At 69.1% G+C, this 18,314-nt stretch carries 16 protein-coding genes and 1 tRNA gene; 9 read left to right on the forward strand and 8 right to left on the reverse strand.

What is annotated here, in order from left to right; all coding sequences use genetic code 11:
* The first annotated feature begins 43 nt into the window (after positions 1–43).
* Both ACWY4P_RS24415 and ACWY4P_RS24420 read left to right on the forward strand, forming a co-directional pair.
* Positions 44–670, forward strand: a complete 627-nt coding sequence (locus tag ACWY4P_RS24415) for a hypothetical protein (RefSeq protein WP_456212657.1) — start codon at positions 44–46, stop codon at positions 668–670.
* Between the two features lie 341 nt (positions 671–1,011).
* Positions 1,012–1,254, forward strand: coding sequence for a hypothetical protein (locus tag ACWY4P_RS24420; protein WP_456212658.1), 243 nt, complete (start codon positions 1,012–1,014; stop codon positions 1,252–1,254).
* Between the two features lie 212 nt (positions 1,255–1,466).
* Here the strand turns inward: ACWY4P_RS24420 and ACWY4P_RS24425 are convergent, their stop codons facing one another.
* Both ACWY4P_RS24425 and ACWY4P_RS24430 read right to left on the reverse strand, forming a co-directional pair.
* A complete protein-coding gene (locus ACWY4P_RS24425) occupies positions 1,467–1,913 on the reverse strand; it encodes a large conductance mechanosensitive channel protein MscL (RefSeq protein WP_456212659.1) in 447 nt (148 codons plus the stop codon).
* A gap of 227 nt (positions 1,914–2,140) precedes the next feature.
* Positions 2,141–3,370, reverse strand: coding sequence for an RNA-guided endonuclease InsQ/TnpB family protein (locus tag ACWY4P_RS24430; RefSeq protein ID WP_456212660.1), 1,230 nt, complete (start codon positions 3,368–3,370; stop codon positions 2,141–2,143).
* Positions 3,371–3,387: 17 nt separating this feature from the next.
* Between ACWY4P_RS24430 and tnpA the strand changes: the two genes are divergently transcribed.
* Entirely contained in the window at positions 3,388–3,804 is a 417-nt protein-coding gene (tnpA, locus tag ACWY4P_RS24435) for an IS200/IS605 family transposase (protein WP_456212661.1), read from the forward strand.
* 132 nt (positions 3,805–3,936) lie between these two features.
* On the opposite strand, the gene ACWY4P_RS24440 is transcribed toward tnpA, so the two are convergent.
* The gene (locus tag ACWY4P_RS24440; RefSeq protein ID WP_456212662.1) at positions 3,937–5,052 is read right to left on the reverse strand and encodes an ABC transporter permease; all 1,116 of its coding nucleotides are present in this window, start codon (positions 5,050–5,052) and stop codon (positions 3,937–3,939) included.
* A gap of 110 nt (positions 5,053–5,162) precedes the next feature.
* Between ACWY4P_RS24440 and hrpA the strand changes: the two genes are divergently transcribed.
* From hrpA to ACWY4P_RS24455, 3 genes are all read left to right on the forward strand, one after another.
* Positions 5,163–9,128: an ATP-dependent RNA helicase HrpA gene (hrpA, locus tag ACWY4P_RS24445; protein ID WP_456212663.1), complete on the forward strand. Its 3,966-nt coding sequence runs from the start codon at positions 5,163–5,165 to the stop codon at positions 9,126–9,128.
* Between the two features lie 329 nt (positions 9,129–9,457).
* Positions 9,458–9,532 (forward strand) — tRNA-Asp (locus ACWY4P_RS24450).
* 118 nt (positions 9,533–9,650) lie between these two features.
* Entirely contained in the window at positions 9,651–9,845 is a 195-nt protein-coding gene (locus ACWY4P_RS24455; RefSeq protein ID WP_456212664.1) for a DUF6274 family protein, read from the forward strand.
* 432 nt (positions 9,846–10,277) lie between these two features.
* On the opposite strand, the gene bldC is transcribed toward ACWY4P_RS24455, so the two are convergent.
* Together bldC and ACWY4P_RS24465 are read right to left on the reverse strand one after the other, a co-directional pair.
* Positions 10,278–10,484 (reverse strand): developmental transcriptional regulator BldC, encoded by a 207-nt coding sequence (bldC, locus tag ACWY4P_RS24460; protein WP_003949541.1) that lies wholly within the window; start codon positions 10,482–10,484, stop codon positions 10,278–10,280.
* Between the two features lie 611 nt (positions 10,485–11,095).
* Positions 11,096–11,989 (reverse strand): hypothetical protein, encoded by an 894-nt coding sequence (locus ACWY4P_RS24465; RefSeq protein ID WP_456212665.1) that lies wholly within the window; start codon positions 11,987–11,989, stop codon positions 11,096–11,098.
* Between the two features lie 197 nt (positions 11,990–12,186).
* Between ACWY4P_RS24465 and ACWY4P_RS24470 the strand changes: the two genes are divergently transcribed.
* Both ACWY4P_RS24470 and ACWY4P_RS24475 read left to right on the forward strand, forming a co-directional pair.
* Entirely contained in the window at positions 12,187–13,341 is a 1,155-nt protein-coding gene (locus ACWY4P_RS24470; protein WP_456212666.1) for a Leu/Phe/Val dehydrogenase, read from the forward strand.
* A gap of 398 nt (positions 13,342–13,739) precedes the next feature.
* Positions 13,740–14,000, forward strand: a complete 261-nt coding sequence (locus tag ACWY4P_RS24475; protein WP_456212667.1) for a DUF3073 domain-containing protein — start codon at positions 13,740–13,742, stop codon at positions 13,998–14,000.
* Between the two features lie 112 nt (positions 14,001–14,112).
* Here the strand turns inward: ACWY4P_RS24475 and purM are convergent, their stop codons facing one another.
* The 3 genes from purM to ACWY4P_RS24490 form a co-directional block, all read right to left on the reverse strand.
* Positions 14,113–15,195: a phosphoribosylformylglycinamidine cyclo-ligase gene (gene purM, locus ACWY4P_RS24480; RefSeq protein WP_456212668.1), complete on the reverse strand. Its 1,083-nt coding sequence runs from the start codon at positions 15,193–15,195 to the stop codon at positions 14,113–14,115.
* Between the two features lie 122 nt (positions 15,196–15,317).
* The gene (gene purF / locus ACWY4P_RS24485) at positions 15,318–16,877 is read right to left on the reverse strand and encodes an amidophosphoribosyltransferase (RefSeq protein ID WP_456212669.1); all 1,560 of its coding nucleotides are present in this window, start codon (positions 16,875–16,877) and stop codon (positions 15,318–15,320) included.
* Between the two features lie 118 nt (positions 16,878–16,995).
* On the reverse strand, positions 16,996–17,784 hold the full coding sequence (locus ACWY4P_RS24490; RefSeq protein WP_456212670.1) for a sterol carrier family protein: 789 nt from the start codon (positions 17,782–17,784) through the stop codon (positions 16,996–16,998).
* 95 nt (positions 17,785–17,879) lie between these two features.
* On the opposite strand from ACWY4P_RS24490, the gene ACWY4P_RS24495 reads away from it, so the two are divergent.
* Positions 17,880–18,275 carry a nuclear transport factor 2 family protein gene (locus ACWY4P_RS24495; RefSeq protein ID WP_456212671.1) on the forward strand — a complete coding sequence of 132 codons (396 nt, stop codon included), beginning with the start codon at positions 17,880–17,882 and terminating at the stop codon, positions 18,273–18,275.
* The last annotated feature ends 39 nt before the right edge of the window (positions 18,276–18,314 follow it).

An 18,314-nucleotide genomic window follows, 5' to 3' on the forward strand; every position in this document is an offset into this window, starting at 1 on the left:
GTCACACAGTTGATAGGCGGACGATCGGGGGAGGGGATGCTGCATGTCTGTGCCGGGTAGCGGTGGGGCCGGGCCCTCGGGCTGGGTGGTGAAGCGATTTGGGCGGAACGCCAGCAAGCTGGCCGCTGCGGTTCCGGTGCAACTGGCTAGGGCCCACGCGCAGGCACACGCCACGCATCTCACGGCTGGGCTGAAGAAGCGAAGCCCCTACGGTTTCACTCTCGCGGAAGCGGTGCGCGAGAAGTTGGCGGACACGGCGCGGGAGTTGGGAGAGGCCGTGCGAGTCGTACGTGGATACGAGTACGCGGTGATCAACGATCACGCACTTTTCCCCTACAGATACGCGGACCGCCCAAGGCCCCTTGATCGTGCTCGTCTGCCCTCCAATGCTTCTCCTACCCGTCGTCGGCTACTTCGGGCGCATGGACCTCAGCCTCAGGAGGGGTTGTTCGATCTCGGCGACGACCTGACTACAGAGGAGTACCTGGAACTGCACGAAGTGTTCGAGGAACTGGGGGCCTCCACGAAGCTCGTCTGCTTATTCTTCACAGCCGACGTGGAGAACGGGATTCACGTCATCCACTGGGGGCAGGCTCACCTCGAATCCGACCGCACCTTCACATGGCTCCACAGCGAACAGCTCCCGGTCGCCCCTCAACCGCTTGAGTGACCCGACACGGCACCGCTGCCTGCCTCAATGTCGGCGTGAGCCGCTGATTCTTGGGCTGTCCCTGGGCCGTCTCTGGGCCGTCCGAGGCCGCTCAACAGTGGCCGAGGACGACCAACGACGACCACCAGGCGCACAGGTCTACCGCTCTTGAACAGGGAAAACGCAGGCCGCCAAGATCCCCGACAAGCCCCAGGGCAAGAAGACAGGCCCTCGACCCGCCCATCGGGACGCCGCCAGCCTCTCGTCTCGGCTCGATCCGGCCCTATGGCTCGCATACGACAATCTACCGATAGTGACGCTGTCAGTGCCTCAGTGCTTTCCGGACGAGCAAATAAATCCCGATGGCGACCAAGGCTGCCCCCATAAGGATCAGGAGCGACCCGAGGACGGTCAAGATCATCCCGATAAGGATCAAGATCGTCCCGATGATGAGAAGAAAGATCGCGAGGACGATCATGGTGCACTCCTCCCTTCCCTCCCGACTGTGGTCCCTTCCCGTCTCCCTTGCAAACGCTTCCGGATGGGACTGCGAGGTGAAGGGTGAATCGCCATCGCCGGTAGTTCGGGACGAAGAGGCCGCCTGACGCCAGTCGTGACGCCAACGACCGCGTACGCCGACGTCACCAGCGGACGTCAGCGGACCGCCGACCCAGGCGAAACGGCCCCCGGCAGCCGCCCCGCCCCGCCCCGCCTGAAAAGCGGAAGGTCGCCGGTTCGACCCCGGCCCCAGCCACCGCAGCCCATCTGGGCAACAGCCCCTCCGGAATCTTCCGGAGGGGCTGTTTTCGTTCTCGTATCAGTCGGCCACTCGCCGCTGGGGCGTCACGGGTTGCTCGGTCCCGCAGTATCGGCACTTGGCGGCGGCCTCCGGGAGGTCGGCGGCGAGACAGGCCGAGCAGGCCTTGACGGGCTCGGGATCGCCGAAGACGGTGACTCCGTGGCGCGCCTGGATCGCCTTGTACGGGAGGACGATCAGGAAGTAGACCACCGCGATGAAGATGAGGAAGTAGATCAGCGCGGAGATGAACGCGCCGATGTTGAGGTAGGTGGCCTTGTTCCCGGTCTGGCCGAGCTGCCAGCCGAGCCCGGCCGACTTGCCGCCCTGAGCGCGGGCGATGATCGGGTTGATGACGTTGTCGGTGAACGCCACGATCAAGGTGGAGAACGACAGAGCGATGATCAGCCCTACCGCCACGACGATGACATCACCGCGCATCAGGAAGTTCTTGAAGCCCTTGAGCATGCTTCCAGGACAGTCGATCTTGGATTGACCGACAACCGGAACTGCTCCGATTGACCTCCTCCGATCGCCCTGAAGGGCGAGGATTCTCCGTCTGTGGGTGGTCCTCTTCGTGAAGTCCGCCCGCTCCGGGTGGGTTCCTGTTTCCTCCCCATGATCGTGGGGGTTGTGCGCGCTGCCGGGCTGCTGCCTGGTCTCACGTGCGCTCCGCAGGCGTTTACTCGCCGCCGTTACCGGCGTGAGGCCCCCGGTCCGGGGGTGGGTGGTGCTGTCGCCGCCCGGATGCGGCGGCCTTCATAGCGGACGTTCTTGCCTGCGTTCCAGTCCCGGTCATGCCGGGTGCGGCAGGTCGGCTGGGAACACGTCCAGGCGCGGACGTGCAGCGGCTTGGGGCCGTCGCGGTGCCCGCAAGCGGAACATATCTGAGACGACGGGAAGTCGCGGGCGACCTTGGCGAAGGTGCGCCCCCGACGAATCGCCTTGTACTCGCAGAAGGACACGAACTGTGCCCATCCTGCGTCGTGCACACTCTTCGCGAGGCGGCCACGCGCCATTCCACGCACGTTCAGGGTCTCCGTGAAGACGGCTTGGTTCTCGCTCGTCAGCTTGTGAGACCACTGGTGGTGGAAGTTGCGGCGCGCATCCGCCACGGCGGCGTGAGCGCGGGCGACCTTGATCCGGGCCTTGTCCCTGTTGCTGGATCCCTTTCTTTTCCGTGACAGCTCATGCTGCCGCTTCTTCAGCTTCTTCTCAGCCCGCCGCAGGTACTTCGGGCTGGCGATGTGTGTCCCGTCCGCCAGCACCGCGAAGCGGGTCAGACCCAGGTCGATGCCCTGGTCACCATCGACGGGCGGGAGCACATCGTCAGCCGGACCGGTCTGAACGACGAACGACACCCAGTACCGGCCGGAGCGGTCCTTGATCAGGGTCACGGACGACGGGACCGACGGAAGGTCGCGGGTCCACCTGATCCGCACGTCCCCGATCTTCGGCAGCCTCAGCTTGCCATCAGCCAGCACCTTGAACCGGTCGGAGACAGTGAATCGTGCGGTCTGCCGGTTGTCCTTGCGGGACTTCCGGCGCGGCGGTTCGACCTTCGGCCCCTTGCGCTTGCCGGCCTTGGACTCCTCGTGCGCCTTCCACGCCTTGTCCAGGTCGCGGAGAGTCTGCTGGAGAACGCCGACCGGAGCATCGGCGAGGAACGCCCGCTCGGGGGTCTTCTTCGCGGTGGTGATCAGCAGCTTGCCCAACTCGGCGGCCTTCGGGATCGCCCAGTACGGCCCTTCAGCCATGCGCGCCCTCGGGTTGCCGAGCCGCTTGTTCGCTGCCTTGCGCGGCTTGTGGAGAGCGAGCGCGTCGTTCCAGACCACGCGCTTGCACCCGAACACGCGGGCTGCGCTGACGCGCTCGCCCGGCGTCAGGTAGGCGCGGTACTGGAAGCGAAGCTGCACAGCGGCCATGGTACTACGGTTGGGTTATGGCTGAGTATCAGAACATCAGGACTGGTCGACACTGTGTTTTTCTCATGCACGCCCACTTGGTTTTCGTGACGAAGTACCGGCACCACGTCTTCACCGACCGGCATCTGACCCGCATGGAGGAGATCATGCGAGCCGTGTGCGAGGACTTCGAGACCGAGCTGACCGAGTTCAACGGCGAGTCCAACCACGTCCACCTGCTGGTGAACTTCCCACCCAAGGTCGCCGTCTCCAAGCTGGTCAACTCACTCAAGGGCGTCTCATCGCGCCGGATGCGCCAGGAGTTCCCCGACCTCGTCCAGCACTACTACCGAGCCAACAAGCTATGGTCCGGCTCCTACTTCGCCGGATCCGCCGGCGGAGCACCCCTGGCGACAGTGCGCCGGTACATCGAGAACCAGAACCGCCCGCTGTAGCCGACCGGAATCAACAGTGCGGGCCCATACCCATGGCACGGTCAGAGCAGGATTGAGAAGCAATTCCCTACCGGGCTGAAGCCCGGTGCCCCCTCGCTAGATCCTGGTGGCGGACCGCCCCCGCACGGGCGATCAGCAGTCGGGCCGGCGCAACGGCTCTTCACGGCCACCGGGGTGGCGGTGGCGCCAGGTCCAGAAGACCGCGCAGCCCAGCAGGGACCACCCGGCCAGCACCAGGAACGGGAAGGCGTGCTGGTGCTCGCGGAAGTAGACCGCGGTGTGCTGGGCGTTGACGGAGGCGCCCGGGGGCAGCCAGCGGCCGATGTGGCCGAGGAGGGAGGGGAGCAGGGGCCAGGAGACCGCGCCGCCCGAGGACGGATTGCCGAGGAGCACCATAAGGGTCCAGGTCGGGATCAGCGACCACCGCCCGAAGAGGACGTTGAACAGGGAGAAGACCATGCCAGAGGTGAACATCGTCAGCGCCAGGATCATCCAGGACTCCAGGAAGGGCAGGTCGACCGCGCCCAGCCCCCAGTCCACGATCGCCGCGATGGTGAAGCCGCCGAGCAGCGCGTACAGGGCGGTGAAGACGATCCGCTCCCCCGGGTTGAGGGCTCGCGCGTTCACGCTGAGCTGGATGGCGCCGATGAAGCCGATGATCACCGCGGCGAGCGAGATATAGAAGATCGCCAGGCCGCGCGGATCGCCCCGCTGTAGCGGGTTCACGTCCCTGACCAGGACCGGCATCCCGAGCGCGCGTCCCACCCGCGGCCCGGCCGCGGTCAGCACCTCGGCCACCGACGCGCCCGAGGCACCGGAGACGTCCAGTTCCACCCCGCGGTCGCGCGGCCGGAGCACCGCGAAGACGGTCTGCTCGTCGACGGCCTCCAGGGCGCGCCGGTACGTGGGGTACACATGCAGCCGGAGCGAGGCGTGCAGGGCCTTCTCCATGCCGGTGACGAAGGCCTTCTCGGTGGGGGTGCCGTGGTCGGGGACCACGACGGCGGTGGGGATGCTGTGCGGGGTGGGGTTGGCGAAGGCGTAGGTGTACGAGCCGGCGAAGAGGCCCGCGCCCGCGGCGATGATCAGCGCGACGACCGTCGCGGAGAAGTACGGAGAGTGTCTGAAGGCCGACCACCAGGACCGTCGGTCCTGCTCCCGCCACCCGCCCTCGGCCTGCTCACGCCCACCGCCGTGCTCTGCGCCATGCCCACCGCCGGCCTTGTCGTCGCTCGCCTCGTCACCCATGAGGTCACGCTAGAACGGACATCACGGGCATACCTCTCGACGTGGCTTGGACAACACCGGACAGAAATGGTTCGCCAGCTGTTTTCGAGAGGTGAGACCCTGGAGCCCGTATGTCCACCACGCCTGCCCCCGCCCTGACCGCCCTGCTGGAGCGGCTGCCCGAGCTGATGCTGCGCGACCAGCAGCGGCTGGGCCGCCGACTCGACGGCACGCGCCGGATCCGTAAGCCCGAGGCCCGCGCGGCCGTACTGGGCGAGATCGCCGATGACATCGAGCAGGCCGAGCTGCGGGTCGCCGGCCGCCGCGCCGCCGTGCCCGCCGTCACCTACCCCGAAGAACTGCCGGTCAGCCAGAAGAAGGACGACATCCTCGCCGCGGTCCGGGACCACCAGGTCGTGATCGTCGCGGGCGAGACCGGCTCCGGCAAGACCACCCAGATCCCCAAGATCTGCCTGGAGCTGGGGCGCGGTGTCAAGGGCCTGATCGGCCATACCCAGCCGCGCCGCATCGCGGCCCGTACGGTCGCCGAGCGCATCGCCGAGGAGCTCAGGTCTCCGCTGGGCGAATCGGTCGGCTGGAAGGTCCGCTTCACCGATCAGGTGAGCCAGGACACCCACGTCAAGCTGATGACGGACGGCATCCTGCTGGCCGAGATCCAGACCGACCGCGAGCTGCGCCAGTACGACACGATCATCATCGACGAGGCCCATGAGCGCAGCCTCAACATCGACTTCCTGCTCGGCTATCTGGCCCAGCTGCTGCCCCGCCGCCCCGACCTCAAGATCGTGATCACCTCCGCCACCATCGACCCCGAGCGCTTCTCCCGCCATTTCGGCGACGCGCCGATCGTCGAGGTCAGCGGGCGTACGTACCCGGTCGAGGTGCGCTACCGCCCGCTGCTGGAGGAGGGCGGGGAGGACAGCGACCGGGACCAGATCACCGCGATCTGCGACGCCGTGGACGAGCTCCAGGCCGAGGGTCCCGGCGACATCCTGGTCTTCCTCTCCGGGGAGCGGGAGATCCGGGACACCGCCGACGCCCTCACCAAGAAGCAGCTGCGGGCGACCGAGGTGCTGCCGCTGTACGCGCGCCTGTCGCACGCCGAGCAGCACCGGGTCTTCCAGCGCCACACCGGGCGCCGGATCGTTCTCGCCACCAACGTGGCGGAGACCTCGCTGACCGTCCCCGGCATCCGGTACGTGATCGACCCGGGCACCGCCCGGATCTCCCGCTACAGCCACCGCACCAAGGTGCAGCGGCTGCCCATCGAGCCGGTCTCCCAGGCCAGCGCCAACCAGCGCAAGGGCCGCTGCGGCCGCACCAGCGACGGCATCTGTATCCGGCTGTACGCCGAGGACGACTTCCTGACCCGCCCGGAGTTCACCGACGCGGAGATCCTGCGGACCAACCTGGCCTCCGTCATCCTCCAGATGACCGCCGCCGGCCTCGGGGACATCGAGAAGTTCCCGTTCATCGACCCGCCGGACCGGCGCAACATCAAGGACGGCGTGCAGCTGCTGGAGGAGCTGCACGCGCTGGACGGCACGCAGAAGGACCCCCGCAAGCGGCTCACCCCGGTCGGCCGCAAGCTCGCCCAGCTGCCCGTGGACCCGCGGCTGGCCCGGATGGTCCTGGAGGCCGACCGCAACGGCTGTGTCCGCGAGGTCATGGTGATCGCGGCGGCGCTGTCCATCCAGGACCCGCGCGAGCGGCCCTCCGACAAGCAGCAGCAGGCCGACCAGCAGCACGCGCGCTTCAAGGACGAGACGAGCGACTTCCTGGCCTTCCTCAACCTGTGGAAGTACATCAGGGAGCGGCAGAAGGAGCTGTCCTCGTCCGCGTTCCGCCGGATGTGCCGCCAGGAATTCCTCAACTACCTGCGCATACGCGAATGGCAGGACATCTACAGCCAGCTGCGCACGGTCGCCAAGACCATGGACATCGCCATCGAGATGTCCGGCCAGGACGCGGCGCCGGACCGCATCCACACGTCGCTGCTGGCCGGGCTGCTCTCTCACGTCGGTCTGAAGAACGCCGGGGGGGAGGGCGGGAAGGACGCAGGAAAGAACGAGTATCTGGGCGCGCGCAGCGCGAAGTTCGCGGTCTTTCCCGGTTCGGCGCTCTTCAAGAAGCCGCCGCGCTGGGTCATGTCGGCCGAGCTCGTGGAGACCTCGCGGCTGTGGGCGCGGGTCAACGCGAAGGTCGAGCCGGAGTGGATCGAGCCGCTTGCCGAGCATCTGGTCAAGCGCACCTACAGCGAGCCGCACTGGGAGCAGAAGCAGGCGGCCGTGATGGCGTACGAGAGGGTCACGCTGTACGGCGTGCCGATCGTCGCCCAGCGGAAGGTGAATTACGGCCGGATCGACCCGGAGACCTGCCGGGACCTGTTCATCCGCAATGCCCTGGTGGAGGGCGACTGGCGCACGCACCACCAGTTCTTCCACGACAACCGCAAACTGCTGGGCGAGGTGGAGGAGCTGGAACACCGCGCCCGGCGGCGCGACATCCTCGTGGACGACGAGACGCTGTTCGACTTCTACGATCAGCGGCTGCCCGAACACATCGTGTCCGGGGCGCATTTCGACTCCTGGTGGAAGCACAAGCAACACGAAGGAGGGGGTGCCGCCGAGCTTCTCAACTTCGAGAAGTCGATGCTCATCAACGAGCGGGCGGCGGGCGTCACCAAGGACGCCTATCCGGACTCCTGGCGTCAGGGGAAGCTCAAGTTCAAGGTGACGTACCAGTTCGAGCCGGGCACGGACGCGGACGGCGTCACCGTCCACATTCCGCTCCAGGTGCTCAACCAGGTCACCCCGGACGGCTTCGACTGGCAGATCCCGGGGCTGCGCGAGGACTTGGTGACCGAGCTGATCCGGTCGCTGCCCAAGCCCATCCGCCGCAATTACGTTCCGGCGCCGAACTACGCCAAGCGCTTCCTGGACACCACGGCGCCGCTCCAGGAGCCGCTGACGGCCGCGCTCTCCCGCGAGCTGCAGCGGATGGTCGGGGTGCGGATCGACCCGGAGGACTGGGACCCGGACAAGGTGCCCGGCCATCTCAAGATCACCTTCCGGGTGGTCGACGAGCGGCGCCGCAAACTCGCCGAGGACAAGGACCTGGAGGCGCTGAAGCAGCGGCTGAAGCCCAAGACCCGGGCCGCCATCTCCAAGGCCTTCGAGACCTCCAAGGAGGGCGGCGGCATCGAGCAGCGCACCGGCCTGACCCGGTGGGCGGTCGGCACGCTTCCGCGCACCTTCGAGACGCGCCGCGCGGGCCAGCCCGTCAAGGCGTACCCGGCGCTCGTGGACGAGGGCGCCTCCGTGGCCGTGCGCCTCTTCGACACCGAGGCCGAGCAGCGGCAGGCGATGTGGCGCGGCACCCGTCGGCTGATCCTGCTGGGACTGCCCGCCAACCCGGCCAAGTTCGCCCAGGGCCAGCTGTCCAACCAGGCCAAGCTGGCGCTCTCGCGCAGCCCGCACGGCAGCGTGCAGGCCCTCTTCGAGGACTGTGTCGCCGCCTCGGCCGACCGGCTGATCGCGGCGCGCGGCGGCCCGGCGTGGGACGAGGAGGGCTTCCACAAGCTCTTCGACGGGGTCCGGGCCGACATCATGGACGCGACGCTGGACACCGTGCGGAAAGTCCAGGAGGTGCTGGCGGCCTGGCAGTCCTGTGAGCGCCGGCTGAAGGCCACCACGAGCCCCGTGCTGCTGGCGTCCCTCGCGGACGTCAAGGAGCAGCTGGCGGGGCTCGTCAAGCCCGGTTTCGTGACCGCGCACGGGGTGCGCCGCCTGCCGGACCTCATGCGCTATCTGGTGGCCGTCGACCGGCGGTTGCAGCAGCTCCCGACCAACGCCGAGCGGGACCGGGCGCGGATGGCGAAGGTCAAGGAGATGCGGGACGAGTACGCGTGGCTGCTGGAGCAGTTCCCGGCGGGCCGGCCGGTGCCTCAGGAGGCGCTGGAGATCCGCTGGATGATCGAGGAGCTGCGGGTGAGCTATTTCGCGCACGCCCTCGGCACCGCTTATCCGATCTCCGACAAGCGCATCGTGAAGGCCATCGACGCGGCCGCGCCGTAGTGGCCGCGGCGTAGCGGGGGCGGGGAGGCGGGCGCGAGGATCCCTGGGCCGGAAACCGGGCCGGACGCCCGGAAGTCGCCCAGACGGGCCCTGGGGCGCCTTTACGGGTGCCCCAGGGCCCGTTCTGGGCTCGCTCCGGGGCTCGTTCGGGACTCGTTCCCGGGCTCCGGCCGGGCACTGGGCCCCGGCGCTGTACGGTCCCCGCCCGGCGGCCGTACAGCGCCCCGTACGGCCGCCGGGCGCGAGTTCGACCGCACCCCCTGACCTGCTGTAGAGTCTGTCTCCGCAGCGCACGAAAGAGCGCGGCAGCCAAACGGCGCAAGCCGTATGGTCCTGTGGAGCAGTTTGGAGTGCTCGCCACCCTGTCAAGGTGGAGGCCGCGGGTTCAAATCCCGTCAGGACCGCAGCGCAAAGGCCCGGACCCGTACAGAGGTCCGGGCCTTTCGGTGTCTTGACGGCGGCACGTACCAGGGGTACCCAAGCTAGAAGGCGACATGGGGGCGCGCGCGGGAGGTACGGCACATGACGACATCCGCGAGGCATGAAACCAGGGCGCTGCTGCGCGCCCATCTGGCGGCCGCCACGGGCTACCGCCACTTCACCCGGCACTGCCCTATCTGCCATCGGCTGCTGCGGCTCGCCATGGAACCGGCGAGGGACGCGGCGGCGGATTCCCGCTCCAGGGAGGCCGGTGGCGACTCGGCGGCAACTCAGTAAGCCCTTACCGCAGTTGCGAAGCACGCGACAAGCATTGTGCGGTGTGACGGGAGTCACCGAATGGGCTTGCGGAGTGGGGGAACTTACACCCGTCCTACAACAAGTCAATTTAATATGTGCAATTGCACCGCCCACCCAAGGCCCCGGAAGGGTTCCGGAAGGGGCGATTCCGGGTCGACCCGCCCACCCGTTCCGGCCCTCCCACAACATCGCGCCACGACGTGTTACCGGTGAGTCACCAAGCCCCCGGCGCACCCCTAGCAGGGCATAAAAAGATCGCGCTGGACCCGGCGGAGTCCAGCGCGATCGACGACGCACCCCTGTCGAGCGGGCGTGGGCCTGTTGGGGCAGGCACCAGTCGTAGTGGAGCAAGTGGAGCCAAACGGGCTGTTTCCAGCTGGGGGGCCGGAAAATGCCCGGTTATGCGGTTGTTCAGGCCTCGCTGCGCTGCTGCGGGATGCCCGCCAGAAGCGCACGGACCTCCGCTTCGCGGTAGCGCCGATGCCCTCCGAGCGTGCGGATGGACGTGAGCTTGCCAGCCTTGGCCCACCGCGTGACCGTCTTCGGGTCCACGCGGAACATCGTGGCAACCTCAGCCGGGGTCAGCAGCGGCTCGGCATCAGGGGTGCGAGCGGTCATGAGCGGCCTCCTCGGGAGAACCGAACCATCACGGTTCTTTCCTCTAAATTCTGCACCTTGACCCACGTTGCCCGAAATGGCGGACGCGGGCCGAGTCGGTTATAGGACGAACGGCTTGTCCTCGGCACTACAACTACACCATCTGTCCAGCCCCGTCGGCCAAACCGATGGAATTGCCCTCTCAGGTGTTCAACCTCGACGGAAGACGATGGACCATGCCATAGCGGACAGTCACACGGCCGTGACGATCAGTCACAACAGGATCAGGAGCAACAGACCCCGCCAAGGAGTGCAATACCGATGATTCCGCCCATACTTGAGCGGAAGGAGCCCTTCCCGGACTCCTTGTCCTATTTTGACACGAGGGCGGGGGATTGCCGCAAGGCCCGAAGTCAGTGCTTTAGGTCACGATTGAGGCAAAGGCCCGGATCGGGACCTACGTCCCGCCCGTCCCGCGCTGTCCCGCTTATCGGTCTTATCGGTCTCATTGGTGTCCCGCGCATGCGCGCGCCATCGCCACGCCATCCCCGTGTCCCCGTTCATCCCCGTGCTTCCCCGTGTTCTGCCGTGCTTCCCCGTACCCGCGGTCCCGGCCGAGACCCGGTCCGGTCTCAGCTCGCGCTCTGGCGGCCGCGGACCGCCGTCCAGCGCTCCGTCAGCCGCTGGTACACGCTCCCCGCCCGCTCCCCGTCCCCGTCGCGCAGCGCCGCGAGCCCCTCCGCCACATCGGCGGCGGAGCGGTCGTCGTCAAGCTGCCCCGGGGGCACCGCGTGCACCAGGCCGCCGTAGTCGAGCTCGACCAGTGAACGCGGGTGGAATTCCTCGAGCCACCGACCAACATCTACCAGGCCGTCGATCAGCGGACCCTCGCCGAGACCATCTTTGAGCACCTTAAGGCCACGCGCCACTCGACGCCTGGCCTGGACCATGGGGGTCCGGTAGCGCAGCAGGGGCCCGTCCTCCCCCTTGCCCTCCATGTCTCCCTTGCCCCCCATATCCCCCTTGCCACCCTTGCCTCCTTTGTCATCGTATTCGCGCTCGTCGTCCGCGAAGAGCACGAACCAGCGCACCGGCACATGCCAGGTCGCCGATCTGATCCACGGCCGGGCGTCCGGGTTGCGCTCCAGCCACCGCTCGTAGTCCGCCGCCGCCTGCCGGCGCACCACCGGGGGCAGCACGGCGTCCAGCAGCGGCGCCGGGAGCTGCTCGGTGAGCTCCTCCAGGGCCAGCCAGCCGCGCAGCCGGGTGCGCCACGGACAGACGCAGGTGACCCCGTCCACGACCGCCACGAAGGCGTCGCTGCTCTCGTGCACGGGCACCGCCACGGGCGGCACCGGCAGCAGGTCGGCCAGCGAGCGCCGCAGCTCGTCCTGGACGCCCGGGAGATCGTCGCGCTTGGCGTAACGTGCCCAGTGAGAGCGTTCGGGCTCGGGAAAGGCCGCCAGCGGCTCGTAGACCCTCAGGTACGCCGCGTACGGGACAACCACCGATGACGCCAAGGTCACGCGCGCTCCCTCAAGGCCGAGACGGTCGCCGAGGGCTGCTTGTCCCCGGCTGCCCGCATCGTCCCACGCCCGGCCCGGGGGCTCGCCGCCCGCCGTCGGGACTCGGGACGGACCTGCCGTTCCGAGTCGCCCCCAAGGGCTTACTCTCTTGCCCACCGGCCCTCCCCACCAGCACGGAGGGCGCCACATCGCGGCATATGGGAGTCACCACCGTGACCGACGTACGTCATACCGTCAGCGTCGACGGTCCGACGGGCAGCGCAGTACCGGGGTCTTCGTCCCCCCTCACCACGCTCTTCGCCTCCGACCAGGGCGGCCATGAGGAAGTCCTCCTCTGCCAGGACCGGGCGAGCGGTCTGAAGGCCGTCATCGCCATCCACTCGACCGCCCTGGGCCCGGCCCTCGGCGGCACCCGCTTCCACGCCTACGCCTCCGAGACGCGCCCCGAAGAAGCGGCCGTCATGGACGCGCTCAACCTCGCCCGCGGCATGTCCTACAAGAACGCGCTGGCCGGTCTCGACCACGGCGGCGGCAAGGCCGTGATCATCGGCGACCCGGAGCAGCTCAAGACCGAAGAGCTGCTGCTGGCCTACGGCCGCTTCGTGGCCTCTCTCGGCGGCCGCTACGTCACCGCCTGCGACGTCGGCACGTATGTCGCCGACATGGACGTCATCGCCCGCGAGTGCCCCTGGACCACCGGCCGCTCCCCCTCCGCGGGCGGCGCGGGCGACTCCTCCGTACTCACCGCCTACGGCGTCTTCCAGGGCATGCGGGCCAGCGCCCAGGCGTCCTGGGGCGCGCCCGCGCTGCGCGGCCGCCGAGTCGGCATCGCGGGTGTCGGCAAGGTCGGCCACCACCTCGTCGAGCACCTGCTGGAGGACGGCGCCGAGGTCGTGGTCACGGATGTGCGGGCCGAGTCCGTCGAGCGGGTCCGCGCCCGCCACCCTCAGGTGACGGCCGTCGCGGACACCGATGCCCTGATCCGCGCCGACCTCGACGTCTACGCTCCGTGCGCGCTCGGCGGCGCGCTCGACGACGCCACCGTGCCCGCGCTGACCGCGCGCGTGGTGTGCGGGGCCGCCAACAACCAGCTGGCCCACCCCGGGGTCGAGAAGGACCTCGCCGACCGGGGAATCCTCTACGCCCCGGACTATGTGGTGAACGCCGGCGGTGTGATCCAGGTCGCGGACGAACTGCACGGTTTCGACTTCGACCGGGCCAAGGCCAAGGCGGCCAAGATCTTCGACACGACGCTGGCCATATTCGATCGGGCACAGACCGATGGAATCCCGCCCGCCGCGGCCGCCGACCGGCTGGCCGAACAGCGCATGGCGGAGGCCCGCCACGCATAGCCGCCACCCGCGCCCGCCGGACTCGGCCACCGCGCCTGGCGGTCGCGTCTGACGGCGTATCGGGCCCCGTACGGCCTCGTGCCGTCCGGGGCCCGCCCGGGGCCCGTACGGAGCGCATACGGGGCCGTACGGGGCCATCGGGGAGAGATCCCTCACGGCCTGTCGGCGGGTCGGCGTCCGGGACACGTTAAAATCGCAGCTGACCAGCGGGTACGGGGCTGCCCGCGGGTTGTGCGGAGTGGCACGTCACGCGGGCGACGTACCGTATGGCCACAGAAGCAGGTACCGTTGAAGCCCTACGGGCCGGGTTCTCTTTCGAGAGTCCGCTCCGAATTATGAACGTGAACGCGTGTCAAGACTCTGGGGCCGTCGAGCCCCGTCGTTGAGGGGGTCGAGCCATGGGGCGCGGCCGGGCCAAGGCCAAGCAGACGAAGGTCGCCCGCCAGCTGAAGTACAACAGCGGTGGGACGGACCTCTCACGCCTGGCCGAGGAGCTGGGCGCATCGACATCGAACCAGCCGCCGAATGGCGAGCCGTTCGAAGAAGATGAGCTGGACAACGACCCGTACGCACAGTACGCGGATCTGTACAACGACGACGAGGACGAGGACGACGCCGACGAACAGTCGGGTCCGTCCGCGCAACGTCGTCGCGCCTGACCATTCATTTCAGGTCGTTTCAGGCGCTCGGCTGCGAGCCGCACCTCCGCCGGTCCGGGGCACCCGCCTCGGACCGGCTTCTGTGCTGTCCCCGCAGCCGCCCAAGCCACGATCAGCCCGCGTAGTCGCCGATCATGGACACGGCCCCGTCGTGCCCGGCGGTCCGCTCGACGATCTCGCCGCTGACCCAGGCGTCGACGCCACGGTCCGCGAGTGTGGCCAGCGCCACGTCGACCGACTCCCCGGGCACGACGGCGATCATGCCCACGCCCATGTTCAGGGTCTTCTCCAGCTCCGCCCGCTCGACCGAGCCCACCGTCCCGACCAGGCCGAAGACCGGGCCCGGGGTCCAGGTGGCGCGGTCGACCACCGCGTGCAGCCCGTCCGGGACGACCCGCGCGAGGTTGTTCGCGAGCCCGCCGCCGGTGATGTGCGAAAAGGCGTGCACCTCGGTGGTCCGGGTGAGGGCCAGACAGTCCAGCGAGTAGATCCGGGTCGGCTCGAGCAGCTCCTCCCCCAGCGTCCGGCCAAGCTCCGGAACCTCCCGTTCCAGCGACCAGCCGGCCCGCTCGAAGAGCACATGGCGGACGAGTGAGTACCCGTTCGAGTGAAGTCCGGACGACTCCATGGCGATCACGGCGTCACCCGTCCGGATGCGATCCGCGCCCAGCACCCGGTCGGCCTCGACCACGCCCGTGCCGGCGCCGGCCACATCGAACTCGTCGGGGCCCAGCAGCCCCGGGTGCTCGGCGGTCTCGCCGCCCACCAGCGCACAGCCCGCCAGCGCACACCCCTCGGCGATGCCCTTGACGATGGCGGCGACCCGCTCCGGATACACCTTGCCGACGCAAATGTAGTCGGTCATGAACAGCGGCTCGGCGCCGCAGACCACCAGGTCGTCCACGACCATGCCGACCAGATCGCGGCCGATGGTGTCGTAGACCCCCATCCGGCGCGCGAGGTCCACCTTGGTACCGACCCCGTCGGTGGCCGAGGCCAGCAGCGGCCGCTCGTAGCGCTTGAGGGCGGAGGCGTCGAAGAGCCCGGAGAAGCCGCCGAGGCCACCCACGACCTCGGGCCGGGTGGCCTTCTTCACCCACTCCTTCATCAGCTCGACCGCGCGGTCGCCCGCCTCGATGTCGACGCCCGCGCTCGCGTACGTGGACCCGGCCGCGCCCGGGGAAGGCTCAGACATGACGTTGAGATCTTTCGTGTGGTGGTGATGTAAAGGGGGCTCTTCGGCGCTCTCCGCGCGCACTCGTACGGCCGATCCGCCACGGCCGGCCCGCTACGGCCGGCCGCCTGACGATCGGCCGCCTACGGACGCCGCAGCGCGTCCGCCCCGCCGACGCCCGCGGTCAGCGTGGCGACACCGTCCGCGTCGCTGCGGACCGGAGCCTGCGTCTCGGCCTCCAGGAGGTGCTTGCCGAGCAGCTCGGGGTCCGGGAGCTCCATCGGGTACTCACCATCGAAGCAGGCCCGGCACAGGTTCGGCTTGGCGATCGTGGTCGCCTCGATCATGGCGTCCGTGGAGATGTACGCGAGCGAGTCCGCGCCCAGCGACTTGCCGATCTCCTCGACCGACAGCCCGTTGGCGATCAGCTCGGCGCGGGTCGCGAAGTCGATGCCGAAGAAGCAGGGCCACTTGATGGGCGGGCTGCTGATGCGGATGTGCACCTCCGCCGCCCCGGCCTCGCGCAGCATCCGCACGAGCGCGCGCTGGGTGTTGCCGCGGACGATCGAGTCGTCGACGACCACCAGGCGCTTGCCCCGGATGACCTCCTTCAGCGGGTTCAGCTTGAGCCGGATACCCAACTGGCGGATGGTCTGCGAGGGCTGGATGAAGGTCCGGCCCACATACGAGTTCTTGACCAGCCCCGAGCCGTACGGGATCCCGCTGGCCTCCGCGTAGCCCACGGCGGCCGGAGTGCCGGACTCCGGGGTGGCTATCACCAGGTCCGCGTCGGCCGGGGCCTCGGCGGCCAGCCGACGGCCCATCTCCACCCGGGACAGGTAGACGTTCCGGCCGGCGATGTCGGTGTCCGGGCGGGCCAGATAGACGTACTCGAAGACGCAGCCCTTGGGGCGCGGCTCGGCGAAGATCGTCGAACGCAGCCCGTTCTCGTCGATCGCGACCAGCTCGCCGGGCTCGATCTCCCGGATGAACGACGCGCCGACGATGTCCAGGGCGGCGGTCTCGGAGGCCACCACCCAGCCGCGCTCCAGGCGGCCGAGGACCAGTGGGCGGACGCCCTGCGGGTCACGGGCCGCGTAGAGCGTCTTCTCGTCCATGAAGACAAGGCTGAAAGCGCCCTTGACTTCGGGCAGCACGATCGGAGCCGCCTGCTCGACGGTCAGCGCCTTGCCGTCCTTGTCGACCTGCCCCGCGAGCAGGGCGGTGACCAGGTCGGTGTCGTTGGTCGCGGCGACCTGGGTGGCGCGTCCGTTGCCCCGGGGCAGCGCCGCGACCATCTCGGCGAGCTGGGCGGTGTTGACCAGGTTTCCGTTGTGGCCCAGCGCGATCGAGCCGTGGGCGGTCGCGCGGAAGGTCGGCTGCGCGTTCTCCCACACCGAGGCACCGGTGGTGGAGTAGCGGGCGTGACCGACCGCGATGTGGCCCTGGAGAGAGCCGAGAGAGGTTTCGTCGAAGACCTGGGAGACCAGGCCCATGTCCTTGAAGACCAGGATCTGGGAGCCGTTGCTCACCGCGATGCCCGCGGACTCCTGTCCGCGGTGCTGCAGTGCGTACAGCCCGAAATAGGTGAGTTTGGCGACCTCTTCGCCCGGAGCCCAGACTCCGAAGACGCCACAGGCGTCTTGGGGGCCCTTCTCGCCGGGGAGCAGGTCGTGGCTGAGTCGTCCGTCACCACGTGGCACGGGATCGAGTCTAGGCCAGTTCCGGAGCACCTCCGAACGAGGGACCGCGAGGGGGGCGTAAGTCACATTCCCGGAAGGCCTTCCGGAAGGCCCCGCGACGCTCTGGGACGCCGCCCCGTCAGCCCAGGAGCGGCAGGTACGGCGCGAGGTCCGCCCGCTCGCCGCTGGCTGTGACGTCGGCCACCTCGACCGCCTGGTGCCAGTCCAGCCGGCCCGTGGCGAGCCGGATCCAGGTCAGCGGGGCCGTCTCGACGACGTTCGGGGGCGTGCCGCGGGTGTGCCGCGGGCCCTCGACGCACTGCACGACCGCGTACGGCGGGACGCGGACCTCGACCGAGCCCCCGGGCGCCTTCGCCGCGAGCGCGTCGGCGAGCAGGCGCGTGGCGGCGGCCAGGGCCTGGCGGTCGTACAGGAGGGAGGCCCCCAGCGCGTCCGCCAGGTCGTCGGTGTGGACGACCAGCTCGACACAGCGCGTGACGAGGAAGTCGTCGAGCCGCATCGCCCCCACCCGGGCGGCCAGGAGCCGGTCGCCGGGGGCCTCGGGCACGAGCTCGGCGAAGCGCGCGGCGGCGCGGTCCAGCAGCTCGGCCGGCTCGGCGCTCGCCGCCAGCGCGCGGGTGTCGTCGTCGATGTCCCCGGCGCGCGCCGCCATCGCGGCCACCCAGCCGGTGACGGTGACCTCGCGCGCGGGCGGCGCGGGCTGCTCGAGGTGGCGGACGACCGCCCCCACCGCCATCGACAGATGCGCCACCAGCTCGCGGACCGTCCAGCCCCCGAGCCGGGTCGGCGCGCCCAGCCGCGCCTCGTCCAGGCCGCGCACCGCGTCCCGTACGTGCTCGAACTGCGCGGCCACGGCGGCGCGCGTCTTGGCCAGGTCATAGGTACGGGCGCGGGCGCGGGGAGGCATGCGGCCGAGCCTATCCAGGGGATGGACAGCCCGGGGGCGGCGGCAGAGGATGGAAGAGAAGGTGAGAGAAATCAGCACGAAAGGCGTGAAACGCCATGGCTGAGCACCCGGATTGCGCCCTGGTCCGCCGCGGCTACGAAGCGTTCACACGCGGCGACATGGACACCCTGGCCGGGCTGCTGACCGCCGATGTGACCCACCACATTCCCGGCGACAGCTCCATATCCGGCCACCACAAGGGCCGCGAGGCCTGCGTCCAGCTGTACCGCCGGCAATACGACGTCACCAGCGGCACCCTGCGCGTCGAACTCGAGACGCTGACGGCCGACGGGCGCGGCCACGTGATCTCCGTCCACCGCTGCCGCGCGGCGCGCGACGACCGCGGCCTCGACATGAAGGAAGGCCTGTTCTTCACGATCGTCGGCGGGAAGATCAGCGACATCGACGAGTGCCACGAGGACATTGACGCCTCGAACGCGTTCTGGCGCTGACCGGACACCCCTCGACCCAACGAGACGGCCCCACGAGAC

Source organism: Streptomyces sp. LZ34, assembly GCF_053890475.1.